Here is a 13023-nt window from a genome sequence, read left to right on the forward strand (position 1 = left end):
GGCGCCACGGCAAGGGTCACCGTGGCCCGCTATCGATTCGCTCCATCACCCGTCCCCCGCGCCAGCAACGTGTACAAATGCGAGCGCGAAATTCCCAGCGCCTGCGCGGCGCGTTTCTTGTTGCCGCCATGGTCGGCAATGGCCTTGAGCGCGGCTTCGTAAGCCAGTTCCCGCAGCGCGGCGGGGCGGGAAGGCGGCGTGGTCGCAATGGCCGTCGGTGTCTCGCCGCGCGGCTCGTCTTCCCCCTCGTGTTCGGCATAGCTTCTCGCCAGCGGGTGCGGCGCGGCGTCGGCCGCCAGGGCCGCCGTCGCGCTTTCGTCGCCGCGGGCAAAGTCGGCCACGCGCAGGCGCCCGCCGTCGCAGAACACCAGCGCTTCCTCGATCTTCTGCCGTAGCTGGCGGATATTGCCGGGCCATGGCCGTTCGGCCAGGTGGCGGGGCACCGCGCTGTCGATGGTGGGCACCGGTACGTTGTTGCGCTGGCAGAAGGCCTGCACGAAGTGCTGCAGCAGCGCGGGGATGTCCTCGCGGCGCTGGCGCAGCGCCGGGATGCGCAGCACCACGCCGCTCAAGCGGTAGTACAGGTCCAGCCGAAAGCGGCCGGCGTCGATCAGCGCCTGGATGTCGCGGTTGGTCGCCGCCACCAGCCGGAAGTCGATGCGGCGCGCCTGCCGGCTGCCGATGCGCTCGACCAGGTGGTCCTCGAGCACGCGCAGCAGCTTGACCTGCATCTCCATCGGGATATCGGCGACCTCGTCGAGAAACAGCGTGCCGCCGGCCGCCTGTTCCAGCTTGCCGGCCTGGCCCTGGCGGCGGCTGCCGGTGAAGGCGCCGGCGGCGTGGCCGAACAGTTCCGACTCGATCAGCGTGGCCGGCAACGCGGCCAGGTTCAGGCTGACCAGCGGCTTGCCGTCGCGCGTGTCGCCGCCGTCGCGCTGGCTTGCCTCGTGGATCGCCCGCGCGACGAGCTCCTTGCCGGTGCCGCTTTCGCCCAGGATCAGCACCGGCACGTCGAGCCGTGCCACCGTCTCGATCTCGCGCCGCAGCCGCTGCATCGGCGCGCTGTCGCCGATCAGCCGGCCGGGGCCGCCGCGCAGATCGTCCAGCGCGCGCCGGTAGTGCGCGACCTGCGAACGCAATTCGCTGACCTCCTTGTGCATTCGCGCGATCGCCTCGGGTTCCTTGAACAGGACCTGGCCGATCGCGCCGACCACCTCCCCGTGCTGGACGATCGGGATGCGGTTGACCACGCGCGTGACGCCGTTCATCCGCTGCAGCTGCCCGATTTCGGCCTTGCCGGTGGCCGCGACCTGCGGCAGCCGCGAGTTGGGAATCACGCGCTCGGCGGGCTGGCCGATGCCCTCGCCGGTGCGCAGCCCGAGAAAGCGCTCGTGCACCGGGCTGATATAGCGCATGCGGCCGTCGCGGTCCGCCACGGTGATCGCCTGATACGGGTTGGTGATGAAGTGCTCGAGGATGGCGCCCGCAAACGGCACGGCGCCGAGGAAATCGAACAGCGCGGTGGCACTGCCCGGACGGTGCAGCAGCACCAGCTTCGTGGTGCCGTCGTCCAGCGCCAGCGCGATATGGCGCGTTGCCTCGGCGCCGGGCGCGGCCACCTCGAACAGATACGGACGGATGCCGGCCTCTTCATCGGCGAAGGGGCGGGCCGCCCCTGCGGCGTCGGAATCGGTGGCTTGGGCCAGCGCGGCCAGCGCAGCGCGAGCCAGTGCGTCGTCGCGCGCGATGCCGCTCGCCGTGGCGACGTGTCCGTCCCGGCCGATCACCAGCGCGCCCACGGCGTCCGGCATGCAGGGCGATGTCCCGGTGTGTGTCTTCAATGACGACAAAGGCTGTCTCCATGGCGGACATCGAAGTGTCCGGATGTGTCGTTATTGCGGACACCGTAGCAGCCGCCGGCTTCGCGTGCAAGCCTTTGTGCAAGGAAATCAAGGATTTGCGGCGGCCGCGCGGGCTGGCACGGTTGCTGCGCTTGTGGCCTCCACAGCAACGAGCAACAGGAGACAACGCGTGTCGTGGCAACCCGAAATCGATGAACTGGCCTACCGCCGCCAACTGGCGGCCCAACTCGGCGGGCCGGACAAGGTCCAGCGGCACAAGGACGCCGGCAAGCTGACGGTACGCGAGCGCATCGATGCGCTGGCCGACCCCGGCTCCTTCCATGAGGTCGGCAGCCTGACCGGCAGCGGCCAGTACGACGGCAACGGCCGGCTGGTCGGCTTCACGCCGGCCAATCTGGTGATGGGCCGCGCCCGCGTCGATGGCCGCCCGGTGGTGCTGGTCGGCGACGACTTCACCGTGCGCGGCGGCGCCAACGATGGGGCGGTCGGCGACAAGCTGGTCCACGCCGAGAAGATGGCGCGCGATCTGCGGCTGCCGATGGTGCGGCTGGTCGACGGCACCGGCGGCGGCGGCTCGGTGCGCAATATCGAGACCAAGGGGCATACGCTGATTCCGACCATGAAGGTGTGGCAGCACGTGGTCGAGAACATGTCGCTGGTGCCGGTGGTGTCGCTGGCGCTGGGCTCGGTAGCCGGCATGGGCGCCGCGCGGGTTGCGGCCAGTCACTACTCGCTGATGGTCAAGGAGACCTCGCAGCTGTTCAACGCCGGCCCGCCGGTGGTGGCGCGCATTGGCCAGCACCTGACCAAGAACGAGCTGGGCGGCAGCCATATCCACACGCGCAACGGCGTGGTCGACGACGAGGTCGCCAGCGAAGAAGAAGCGTTCGCCCGCGCCCGCCAGTTCCTGTCGTACCTGCCGACCTCGGTGTTCGAGCTGCCGCCGAGGGCCGAGCCCACCGACGATCCGGCGCGCCGGGACGAATGGCTGCTGTCGGCGATCCCGCGCGACGGCCGCGCCGTCTACAAGATCCGCCCGATCGTGCAGACGCTGGTCGACTCGGGCTCCTTCTTCGAGATCGGCCGGCATTGGGGCCGGGCCATCGTCACGGGCCTGGCGCGCGTGGACGGCTGGCCGGTCGCGGTGGTGGCCAGCGACCCGTACTACTACGGCGGCGGCTGGGACAGCGCCACCGCGGAGAAATTCACGCGCTTCGTCGACATGGCCGAGGCCTTCCATCTGCCGGTGATCAATCTGGTCGACATCGCCGGCTTCCAGATCGGACTCGAGGCCGAGAAGGCGGGAACGATGCGCTACGGCGTGCGCGCGCTGGCCGCCGTCTATCAGGCCACGGTGCCGTGGTGCTCGGTGATCCTGCGGCGCGCCTACGGTGTCGCCGCCGCGGCGCACCAGCATATGGGCCGCTTCAACTTCCGCTATGCCTGGCCTTCGGGCAACTGGGGCTCGCTGCCGATCGAGGGCGGGCTCGAGGTCGCCTACAAGGCCGAGATCGAGGGCGCCGACGATCCGGTGCAGAAGCGCGCCGAGATCGAGCAGCGCGTGCGCAGCCTGACCTCGCCGTTCCGCAGCGCGGAGGCCTTCGTCATCGAGGACATCATCGATCCGCGCGATACGCGCGCGCTGCTGTGCGAGTTCGCCAACCTGGCGGCGCCGCTGCGCGAGGCCGGCGTGCGCAAGTTCGGCATCCGGCCATGAGGAAGGGCTACCGCGAAGGACCGGCTAGGACGGCGGCAAGGACAGCGAAAACAACAGCGACCACGACAACCACGACCACAACGACAACAAGAACAACGACAGCCAACATCAAGGAGACCATCATGAATCGAACCCACCGGCCCATACGCCGAACCACGCTGGCGCTGACCGTCCTCGGTGCCATCGCCGCCGTATCGGCCATCATGCCGGGCACCGCCGCCGCGCAGGAGAACTGGCCGTCCAAGCCGGTCACCATCATCGTGCCGTTCCCGGCCGGCGGCATGACCGACGTGCTGGCGCGCCGCATCGCCAAGGACATCGCCGTCGATCTGAAGCAGCCCGTCGTGGTCGAGAACCGTGCCGGCGCCAGCGGGCAGATCGGCACCGAGATGGTCGCGCGCGCCAAGCCCGACGGCTACACGCTGCTGGTCTCGGCAACGCACCACGTGATCAACCCCGCGGTGCGCGGCTCGCTGCCGTACGACGCGGCGAAGGACTTCACGCCGATCGCGCTGCTGGCGACCACGCCCAACGTGCTGGTCGTCAACAACAACATCCCGGCCTCGACGCTGCCCGAATTCCTGGCCTATGCGAAGAAGCAGAAGGAGGGACTGTCGTTCGGCTCGTCGAGCATCGGCGGCGCGACCCACATGTCCGGCGAGCTGCTGAAGCTGATGACCAAGGCGCCGATGGTTCATATCCCGTACAAGGGCGCCACGCCCGCGATGGCGGACCTGCTCGGGGGGCAGATCCCGGCGCTGTTCCACGATGCGATGACGATGGCGCCGTACGTCAAGGACGGCAAGGTCAAGGCGATCGGCATGACCTCGGCCAGGCGCAGCGACGCGCTGCCGAATGTGCCGACCATCGCCGAGCAAGGGGTGGCCGGCTACGAGGCGACCACGTGGATCGGCTTCTACGGGCCCGCCAATCTGCCTCGGCCGATCGTCGACCGGCTCAACCGCGAGGCGGTCAAGAGCATGAACGCGCCCGACTCGAAGGCCAGCCTCGCGCAATCGGCCACCACGCCGGGCACGATGTCGGCCGAGCAGTTTGGCGGCTTCGTGCAGGCCGAGCTCGCCAAGTGGAAGCGCGTGGCCAGCGAAGCCAAGGTCAAGGTGGAATGACGCGATGACCGATCTCCATGCCAATCCCGCGGCGCCGGCCGACGACGGCAGCGCGCTGCTGTCGCTGCTGTCGCCGCGTTCGGTCGCCGTGCTCGGCGCCTCCGACAACACGGTCAAGGCCGGTGGCCGGCCGATCGACTACATGCGGCGGCACGGCTTTGCCGGCGCGATCTATCCGGTCAATCCGAATCGCGCGACGATCCAGGGGCTGGCCGCCTATCCGTCGCTGGACGCGTTGCCGGCCGCGCTCGACCTGGTCGTCATCAGCGTGCCGGGCGCGGAGGTCGAGCAGGCCATCGAACGGTGCCTGGCAATCGGCGCGCGCGGCGCGGTGATCTATTCGTCGGGCTTCGCCGAACTGGGCGAGGCCGGCGCGGCGCAGCAGCGGCGGCTGGTCGAGCGCGCGCGTGCCGGCGGGCTGCGGCTGTTCGGTCCGAACACGCAGGGGCTGGCCAATTTCGCCAGCGGCGCGATCGCGCATTTCTCGACGATGATCAACGAGGAGGCCGGCCAGGACGGTCCGGTCGCCATCGTCAGCCAGAGTGGCGCGGGCTCGGCCATCGTCTATGGCGGGCTGCGCCGCAACGGCATTGGCGTGCGCTACATGGTCGCCACCGGAAACGAGGCCGACGTCAGCGCCGCCGAGGTGGTGCGCGCGGTGCTGCACGACGAGCAGGTGCGCGTGGTGCTGCTCTATATCGAGTCGCTGCGCGACCCGCAGATGCTGGCGCAGGCCGCGCGGCTGGCGCACCGGCGCGACGTGCCGATCCTCGCCGTCAAGGCGGGGCGCACGCGCTCGGGACAGTTGACCGCAAGTTCGCACACCGGCGCGCTGGCCGGCGAGGACGCGCTCGCCGATGCCTTCCTGCGCCGGCATGGCATCGTGCGCGTGGCGGACTTTCGCGAGCTGGCCGAGTACTGCCAGGTCTTCGTCGGCGGCCAGCGGCCGCGTGGCGATGGCGTGGTGGCGATCAGCAATTCGGGCGCGACCTGTGTGCTGGCGGCCGATGCCGCCGAGGACGAGGGCCTGCGCCTGGTCGAGTTCGACGCCGCCGGCACCGAGGCCCTGCGCGCCGTGCTGCCCAGCTACGTCAGCGCGCGCAATCCGATCGACATGACGACGGCGCTGCTGGGCCAGCCGCAGATCTTCGGCCGCACGCTGGACGCGGTGGCCGCGCGCGGCGCCGCCGACATGATTCACGTCGGCTTTCCGATCGGCGGCGAAGGCTATGACTTCGACGACTTTTCCGCGCAGACCGGGCGCTTTGCCTCGGCCAGCGGCGTGCCGGTCGTGGTCAGCGCCAATCAGCAATGGGTGGCGCAGGCCTTCCGCCGGCATGGCGTGCCGGTGTTCGACAGCGAGCGCGCCGCCATGCGCGCGCTGGGGCTGCTGTCGCGCTATGTGCGGGCGCGTGCCGCGGCGCTGGCGGCACCGGCGGCGGTATCGGCTGTATCGGCGGTGTCGGCGGTGTCGGCCTCGGATGCCGATGCGGCGGCATCGACCACCACCACGCTCGACGAAGTACAAAGCCTGGCGCAACTGGCTGCGGCTGGCCTGCCGACGGTCGCCCATCGGTTGTGCCGCGACCGCGAGCAGGTGCGGCGCGCCGTCGCCGAGCTGGGTTTGCCGGTGGTGGCCAAGGGCGTGTCGGCGTCCATCACGCACAAGTCCGAGTACGGGCTGGTGCGCCTCGGCCTCGACAGCGAGGAGCGCGTGCTGGCCGCCTTCGACGAACTCGATGCGAGGCTGGCCACGCTGGCGGCCGAGCAGGGCGTCGAGCATGGCGGTGTGCTGATCGCGCGTCAGCACAAGGGGGCGTTCGAACTCGCGGTCGGCGCGCATCGCGATCCGGTCTACGGACCCGTCGTCATGATCGGGCAGGGCGGCGTGCTGGTCGAGGCGCTGGACGACGTGCAGTTCCTGCCCGCGCCGTTCTCGGCCGGGCAGGCGCGCGAGGCCATCTCGCGCCTGCATATCGCGCGGGCCTTCGGTGCGGTGCGCGGCATGCCGGCGGTCGATGTCGAGCGGCTCGCGGCGATGCTGGTGCGGCTGGGCGACTGGTTCGCCGGCAGCGCGGCCGGCAGCGAGCGCGACGAGCGGACCGAGTCGGTCGATGCCAATCCGGTGATCGTGCCGCGCGGCGACGCCGCCCCGGTCATCGTGGATGCAGTGGTGGTCCGCAACGCCGCCAGCGAGGGGACCAAGCGATGACGCCGAAACTGCAGATCCGTCCGCTGCGCCGCGTGCTGGTCGCCAACCGGGGCGCGGTGGCCGCCCGTATCCTGCGCGCGCTGAACGCGCAGGGCATCGAGTCGATCGCGGTCTATTCCGACGCCGATGCCGAAGCGCCCTACCTGCAGCAGGCCACGGTGCGCGTGCGGCTGGGCGAGGCCGCGCCGCTGCAGAGCTATCTGAACCAGGACGCGCTGCTGCAGATTGCGCGCGAGCATGCGGCCGACGGCGTGCACCCGGGCTACGGCTTCCTGTCGGAGAACGCCGGCTTTGCCGAGCGCGTCGAGGCGGCGGGACTGTGTTTCATCGGCCCGTCGTCGCGCTGGATCCGCCGGCTCGGCCACAAGACCGAGGCGCGCGCGCTGATGGCGACCCACGGCATGCCGATGACGCCGAGCAGCGCCGTGCTGCCCGACGATCCGGAGGTCGTCGCCAGGGCGGCCGCGCGCATCGGCTATCCGGTGCTGATCAAGCCGGCCGGTGGCGGCGGCGGCATCGGCATGCTGCCGGCACGCGACGACAGCGAACTGGCCGCGGCATGGCAGCGCGCGCGCTCGGTCGCGCAGCGCAGCTTCGGCCAGGCCGAGCTGTATCTGGAAAAGCTGATCGAGCGGCCGCGCCATATCGAATTCCAGGTGCTGGCCGACCGCTACGGCGGCGTGCGCGTGCTCGGCGAGCGCGACTGCTCGGTGCAGCGGCGCCATCAGAAGGTCATCGAGGAAGCGCGAGCCCCCAACGTGCCGGCCGACGAGATCGACACGATGGCCAGGCGCCTGGCGACGCTGCTGGCGACACTGGGCTACGACGTGATCGGCACCGTCGAGATGCTGTACACGCCGTCGACCGGCTTCGTCTTTCTCGAGCTCAATACTCGCCTGCAGGTCGAGCATGCGGTCACCGAGCAGGTCACCGGCATCGACATCGTCGCGGCGCAGCTGCGGCTGGCCCGCGGCGAGCCGATCGACGCGGTGCTGCCGACGCCGGTGCGCTTGCGCGGCCATGCGATCGAGGCGCGCGTCTATGCCGAGGATCCGGTGCGGTTCCTGCCGTCGCCCGGTCCGCTGGCCGTGTATCGGCCGCCGGCGGGCGAGGGCGTGCGGGTCGAGACCGGCTATGCGCAGGGCGGCCGTGTCACCTCCTACTACGACCCGATGCTCGCCAAGGTGATCGCCACCGGCGCCGATCGCGCCCAGGCGATCGCGCGGCTGCGCGCGGCGCTGGACGCCTTCGCCATCGAGGGCGTCAAGACCAATCTTCCCTTTATCCAGCGGGTGCTGGACGACGACGATTTCGTCGCCGGCCGCATCGATACCGGCCTCGCCCAGCGCGTGCTGGCCGGCGGCACGAAGTCTGCCGCCGCGGCGCCGGCGGCCGCATCCACCCTGACATCCTGATCCCCGGAGTCCCCCATGAAGCAAATCGAAGCGGCCGTCGCCGGCCATGTCTGCGCCGTCGACGTGCAAGTTGGCGCTACCATTGCGGCCGGCGATGCCGTGATGACCATCGAGTCGATGAAGATGGAAATCCCGCTCGAGTCCGAGCAGGCCGGCGTCGTCAAGGCCATCCTGGTGCAACCCGGCGATGCGGTCGCCGAGGGCCAGGTCGTGATCGAACTCGAGTAAGGAAGTGGTTTTGGAAAGCAGTGCGCAAATTGTCCCGGTCGCGCCGGGCACGGCCGAAAAGCCCTATTTCGGCATCGACGTCCCGCTGATGCGGCATCTGGGCCTGCAGCCCGTCCATATCGAGGACGGGCTGTGCCAGACGCGGCTGCCCGCGCATCCGGCCCTGGTCAACAGCCGTGGCGATGTGCATGGCGGCACGCTGATGGCGGTGCTGGACTTCACGCTGAGCGGCGCGGCGCGCTCGCATGCGCCGCTGGAGACCGGCGTGATCACGATCGACATGTCGACCCACTTCCTGGCCGCCGCGCGCGGCGAGCTGACGCTGGAGGCGCGTTGCATGCGGCGCGGCGCGCGCATCGCGTTCTGCGAGGGAGAGGTCAAGGACGCCGCCGGCAACGTCGTGTGCGTGGCGCGGGCGGCGTTCAAGCTGGTGCCGCTGGCGGCCGGGGGGAATTGAGACGCCGGGCAGAGGCGAGCCGGCCTCCAGCGGCCTCTCCCCGATCCCTTCAGCCCAGCACCCGCGGCGCGAAGCCGTGGTTCAACGGGCCGTTGCCGGCCCCCAGCCGCAGGTCCGCGCCGGCCGCGATGGCCTGGGCGACGAAGTCCAGCGCGGTGCCGACCGCCTGCTCCAGCGCATCGCCGCGCGCCAGTTGCGAGGCAATCGCGGCGGCCAGCGTGCAGCCGGTGCCGTGCAGGTTGCGGGTATCGATGCGCGGATGGCTGAAGACCCGCACGCTGCCGTCGGCATGCATCAGCAGGTCGTCCAGGCTGCCTTGCTCGCCGGTTTCCGCCAGATGCCCGCCCTTGAGCAGCACCGCCTGGCAGCCCAGTTCGATCAGTTCCTGCGCGGCGCGTTCCATGTCGGCACGGCGCGTGACCGGCCGGCCCAGCAGGTAGGAGGCCTCCGGCAGGTTGGGCGTGACCAGCAGCGCGCGCGGGAACAGCAGCCGCACCATCGCCTGCGCCGTGGCGTCGTCCGACAGCGTCGCGCCGGAAGTGGCGACCATTACCGGATCGACCACCAGCTTGCGCAAGCCGTGGCGGTCGACCGCGGCGGCCACCGCCTCGACGATCGCCGCGGTGCCCAGCATGCCGGTCTTGGCGGCGTCGATGCCGATGTCGCCGGCCACCGCATCGATCTGCGCCGTGACCATCTCGGCCGGGATCGCATGCACGCCGGTCACGCCGAGCGTGTTCTGCGCGGTGATCGCCGTGATCGCGCTCATGCCGTAGCAGCCGAGCGCGGCAAAGGTCTTCAGGTCGGCCTGGATGCCGGCGCCGCCGCCAGAGTCGGAGCCGGCGATGGTCAGGGTACGCGGGGGAAAGGCGGTCATAACGAGTCGAAAGGCGAGGTCCGGGACGATCGGCGCACGATTGCCGGCCCAGCCGGACCTGCCAGAAAAGAATTCGGAGAGCGGCGCACCGTCGCCGCGCCGGGCAGGTACAATACCGCCACTCCGAGGAGCGTTGCAACGGACGGCGCGCGGGCCCAACCCCGCATTCTGCCATCCGCCAGGCTCGGAATGTCTTCAACGGCGCTCGCTGAACCGTGGTTCGCACGGTGGCGAGTCGACCTATCCGCACGCTGCACCCACCCTTGGGCATGCAGCCGTTCCGGATCCCGTCCCCCTCCCGTCACCGGCGTGCCACTCTTCGACGGAGTGAAACATGAACGCTGTGACCGATCTCAAGAATGATTTCGTGGTGGCCGACATCGGCCTGGCCGGCTGGGGCCGCAAGGAAATCGCCATCGCGGAAACCGAAATGCCCGGCCTGATGGCGATCCGCGAGGAATTCGCCGCCAGCCAGCCGCTCAAGGGCGCCCGCATCGCCGGCTCGCTGCACATGACGATCCAGACCGCGGTGCTGATCGAGACGCTGAAGGCACTCGGCGCCGACGTCCGCTGGGCCTCGTGCAATATCTTCTCGACCCAGGACCACGCCGCGGCCGCGATCGCCGCCTCCGGCACGCCGGTATTCGCCTTCAAGGGCGAATCGCTGAAGGAATACTGGGACTTCACCCACCGCATCTTCGACTGGGCCGACGGCGGCACGCCGAACATGATCCTGGACGACGGCGGCGATGCCACGCTGCTGCTGCACCTGGGCGCGCGCGCCGAGCGCGATCCGTCGGTGATCGCCAACCCCGGCAGCGAGGAAGAGACCTTCCTGTTCGCTGCGATCAAGGAAAAGCTGGCCAAGGATCCGGGCTGGTACAGCCGCAACCTGGAAGCGATCCGCGGCGTCACCGAGGAAACCACCACCGGCGTGCACCGCCTGTACCAGATGGCACAGAAGGGCGAACTGCGCTTCCCGGCGATCAACGTCAACGACTCGGTCACCAAGAGCAAGTTCGACAACCTGTACGGCTGCCGCGAATCGCTGGTCGACGGCATCAAGCGCGCCACCGACGTGATGATCGCCGGCAAGGTCGCGGTGGTGTGCGGCTACGGCGATGTGGGCAAGGGCAGTGCCCAGGCGCTGCGCGCGCTGTCGGCGCAGGTGTGGGTCACCGAGGTCGACCCGATCTGCGCGCTGCAGGCCGCGATGGAAGGCTATCGCGTGGTGACGATGGAATACGCGGCCGACAAGGCCGACATCTTCGTGACCTGCACCGGCAACTACCATGTGATCACGCACGACCACATGGCGAAGATGAAGGACCAGGCGATCGTCTGCAATATCGGCCACTTCGACAACGAGATCGACATCGCCTCGCTGGAGAAGTACCAGTGGGACGAGATCAAGCCGCAGGTGGACCACGTGATCTTCCCCGACGGCAAGAAGCTGATCATCCTGGCCAAGGGCCGTCTGGTGAACCTGGGTTGCGCGACCGGCCATCCGTCGTACGTGATGAGCAGCTCGTTCGCCAACCAGACGCTGGCGCAGATCGAACTGTGGCAGGAACGCGATAGCGGCAAGTACCCGGTCGGCGTCTACACGCTGCCCAAGCACCTGGACGAGAAGGTCGCGCGCCTGCAGCTCAAGAAGCTCAACGCGCAGCTGACCGAGCTGACCGACCAGCAGGCCGCGTATATCGGCGTGTCGAAGGAAGGCCCGTACAAGGCGGATCACTACCGGTATTGAACACGGCCGATCCGTGCCGGAGCCGGTCGACATGTCGACGGCGTGCTCCCTCTCCCGCGTGCGGGAGAGGGGAGGCAAACCCGGGCCCGGAATGTCGTTTTGTTGAATCCGACACTCAAGGAGTAGCCATGAGATTGCTGGCGGTATGGATCATCAACGCGCTGACGCTGTTCGCGATCAGCGCGGTGGTCGACGGCATCGAAGTGCGGGGCTTCGGCTCGGCGATGATCGCGGCGGCGGTGCTGGCCATCATCAATACGCTGATCCGGCCGATCCTGGTGCTGCTGACGCTGCCGGTGACGCTGCTGACGCTGGGCCTGTTCATCTTCGTGATCAACGCGCTGCTGTTCCTGTTCGTCGGCAATCTGCTGTCGGGCTTCACCGTGTCCGGCTTCTGGACCGCGCTGCTCGGTTCGCTGCTGTACAGCGTGATCTCGACCCTGCTGGCCGGCCTGCTGCTGCGCGACCGCGAAGCGGCCTGACGCCGGGCGCTCCTCCTTCCAGCGCCGCCTCGACGGCGGCGCCACCATCATGCAAGACCGCTACTACAGCTTCGAGTTTTTCCCGCCCAAGACGCCGGAGGGCCGGGAAAAGCTGCGCAATACCCGCGCACAGCTGGCCCCGCTGGGGCCCAAATACATCTCGGTGACGTTCGGCGCCGGCGGCACCACGCAGCAGGGCACGCTCGACGCCGTGCTGGAGATCCAGCGCGACGGCATCGACGCCGCGCCGCATCTGTCCTGCGTCGGCTCGACGCGCGAGGGCATCCGCGAGATCCTGCGCACCTACCGCGACAACGGCATCCGCCATATCGTCGCGCTGCGCGGCGACATGCCCTCGGGCATGGGCGAGATCGGCGAATTCCGCTATGCCAACGAACTGGTCGAGTTCATCCGCGCCGAGACCGGCGACTGGTTCCAGATCGAGGTGGCCGCCTATCCGGAGTACCACCCGCAGGCGCGCTCGCCGCGGCACGATCTCGAGAACTTCGTGCGCAAGGTCAAGGCGGGCGCCGATTCGGCGATCACGCAGTACTTCTTCAACGCCGATGCGTACTTCCGCTTCGTCGACGACGTACGCGCGCTCGGCGTGGACGTGCCGATCGTGCCGGGCATCATGCCGATCACCAACTACGCGCAGCTGATGCGCTTCTCCGAGATGTGCGGCGCCGAGGTGCCGCGCTGGGTCGCCAAGCGGCTGGAGAGCTTCGGCGACGACCGCGAGGCGATCCGCGCGTTCGGGCTGGACGTGGTCACCGCGCTGTGCGAGCGGCTGCTGGCCGGCGGCGTGCCGGGCCTGCATTTCTATACGCTGAACGCGGCCGGCGCGACCAAGGCGATCTGGCAGCGGCTGAAGCTGTAAGGCTGCCCTGCCG

Annotated in this window: 11 protein-coding genes and 1 riboswitch; of the genes, 9 read left to right on the forward strand and 2 right to left on the reverse strand. The window is 69.4% G+C overall.

The features are described 5' to 3' along the window. Positions 1-29: 29 nt before the first annotated feature. On the reverse strand, positions 30-1811 hold the full coding sequence (locus FOB47_RS11065; protein WP_244959399.1) for a sigma-54 interaction domain-containing protein: 1782 nt from the start codon (positions 1809-1811) through the stop codon (positions 30-32). A gap of 220 nt (positions 1812-2031) precedes the next feature. On the opposite strand from FOB47_RS11065, the gene FOB47_RS11070 reads away from it, so the two are divergent. From FOB47_RS11070 to FOB47_RS11095, 6 genes are all read left to right on the forward strand, one after another. After that, complete coding sequence (locus FOB47_RS11070; protein WP_174781090.1) at positions 2032-3579, forward strand: acyl-CoA carboxylase subunit beta; 1548 nt, start codon at positions 2032-2034, stop codon at positions 3577-3579. Between the two features lie 122 nt (positions 3580-3701). Continuing rightward, positions 3702-4706: a Bug family tripartite tricarboxylate transporter substrate binding protein gene (locus FOB47_RS11075; protein WP_174781091.1), complete on the forward strand. Its 1005-nt coding sequence runs from the start codon at positions 3702-3704 to the stop codon at positions 4704-4706. Positions 4707-4710: 4 nt separating this feature from the next. Continuing rightward, positions 4711-6918, forward strand: coding sequence for an acetate--CoA ligase family protein (locus FOB47_RS11080; RefSeq protein ID WP_174781092.1), 2208 nt, complete (start codon positions 4711-4713; stop codon positions 6916-6918). Continuing rightward, positions 6915-8333, forward strand: a complete 1419-nt coding sequence (locus FOB47_RS11085) for an acetyl-CoA carboxylase biotin carboxylase subunit (RefSeq protein ID WP_174781093.1) — start codon at positions 6915-6917, stop codon at positions 8331-8333. The genes FOB47_RS11080 and FOB47_RS11085 overlap by 4 nt, the downstream gene beginning before the upstream one ends. A 15-nt stretch (positions 8334-8348) precedes the next feature. After that, the gene (locus tag FOB47_RS11090) at positions 8349-8561 is read left to right on the forward strand and encodes an acyl-CoA carboxylase biotin carboxyl carrier protein subunit (protein WP_006580124.1); all 213 of its coding nucleotides are present in this window, start codon (positions 8349-8351) and stop codon (positions 8559-8561) included. A 10-nt stretch (positions 8562-8571) separates the two neighbouring features. Then, positions 8572-9018 (forward strand): PaaI family thioesterase, encoded by a 447-nt coding sequence (locus FOB47_RS11095; protein ID WP_053820932.1) that lies wholly within the window; start codon positions 8572-8574, stop codon positions 9016-9018. A 49-nt stretch (positions 9019-9067) separates the two neighbouring features. Here FOB47_RS11095 and thiD read toward each other — a convergent pair whose 3' ends face one another. Further along, positions 9068-9895: a bifunctional hydroxymethylpyrimidine kinase/phosphomethylpyrimidine kinase gene (gene thiD, locus FOB47_RS11100; protein WP_174781094.1), complete on the reverse strand. Its 828-nt coding sequence runs from the start codon at positions 9893-9895 to the stop codon at positions 9068-9070. 119 nt (positions 9896-10014) lie between these two features. Continuing rightward, positions 10015-10109, forward strand: a riboswitch (S-adenosyl-L-homocysteine riboswitch). A 120-nt stretch (positions 10110-10229) separates the two neighbouring features. Here thiD and ahcY point away from each other — a divergent pair. From ahcY to metF, 3 genes are all read left to right on the forward strand, one after another. Beyond that, a complete protein-coding gene (gene ahcY / locus FOB47_RS11105; RefSeq protein ID WP_053820934.1) occupies positions 10230-11648 on the forward strand; it encodes an adenosylhomocysteinase in 1419 nt (472 codons plus the stop codon). A 128-nt stretch (positions 11649-11776) separates the two neighbouring features. Next, positions 11777-12130 carry a phage holin family protein gene (locus tag FOB47_RS11110; protein WP_006580075.1) on the forward strand — a complete coding sequence of 118 codons (354 nt, stop codon included), beginning with the start codon at positions 11777-11779 and terminating at the stop codon, positions 12128-12130. Between the two features lie 49 nt (positions 12131-12179). Next, positions 12180-13010, forward strand: a complete 831-nt coding sequence (metF, locus tag FOB47_RS11115) for a methylenetetrahydrofolate reductase [NAD(P)H] (protein WP_053820935.1) — start codon at positions 12180-12182, stop codon at positions 13008-13010. The last annotated feature ends 13 nt before the right edge of the window (positions 13011-13023 follow it).

The organism is Cupriavidus gilardii, assembly GCF_013347325.1.
Classification (GTDB): Bacteria; Pseudomonadota; Gammaproteobacteria; order Burkholderiales; family Burkholderiaceae; genus Cupriavidus; species Cupriavidus gilardii.

Coding starts and splice junctions, on each gene's coding strand:
- FOB47_RS11065 (WP_244959399.1), bottom strand. CDS start 1,811: ATGCCGGACGCCGTGGGCGCGCTGGTGATCGGCCGGGACGGACACGTC.
- FOB47_RS11075 (WP_174781091.1), top strand. CDS start 3,702: ATGAATCGAACCCACCGGCCCATACGCCGAACCACGCTGGCGCTGACC.
- FOB47_RS11080 (WP_174781092.1), top strand. CDS start 4,711: ATGACCGATCTCCATGCCAATCCCGCGGCGCCGGCCGACGACGGCAGC.
- FOB47_RS11085 (WP_174781093.1), top strand. CDS start 6,915: ATGACGCCGAAACTGCAGATCCGTCCGCTGCGCCGCGTGCTGGTCGCC.
- FOB47_RS11090 (WP_006580124.1), top strand. CDS start 8,349: ATGAAGCAAATCGAAGCGGCCGTCGCCGGCCATGTCTGCGCCGTCGAC.
- thiD (WP_174781094.1), bottom strand. CDS start 9,895: ATGACCGCCTTTCCCCCGCGTACCCTGACCATCGCCGGCTCCGACTCT.
- ahcY (WP_053820934.1), top strand. CDS start 10,230: ATGAACGCTGTGACCGATCTCAAGAATGATTTCGTGGTGGCCGACATC.
- FOB47_RS11110 (WP_006580075.1), top strand. CDS start 11,777: ATGAGATTGCTGGCGGTATGGATCATCAACGCGCTGACGCTGTTCGCG.
- metF (WP_053820935.1), top strand. CDS start 12,180: ATGCAAGACCGCTACTACAGCTTCGAGTTTTTCCCGCCCAAGACGCCG.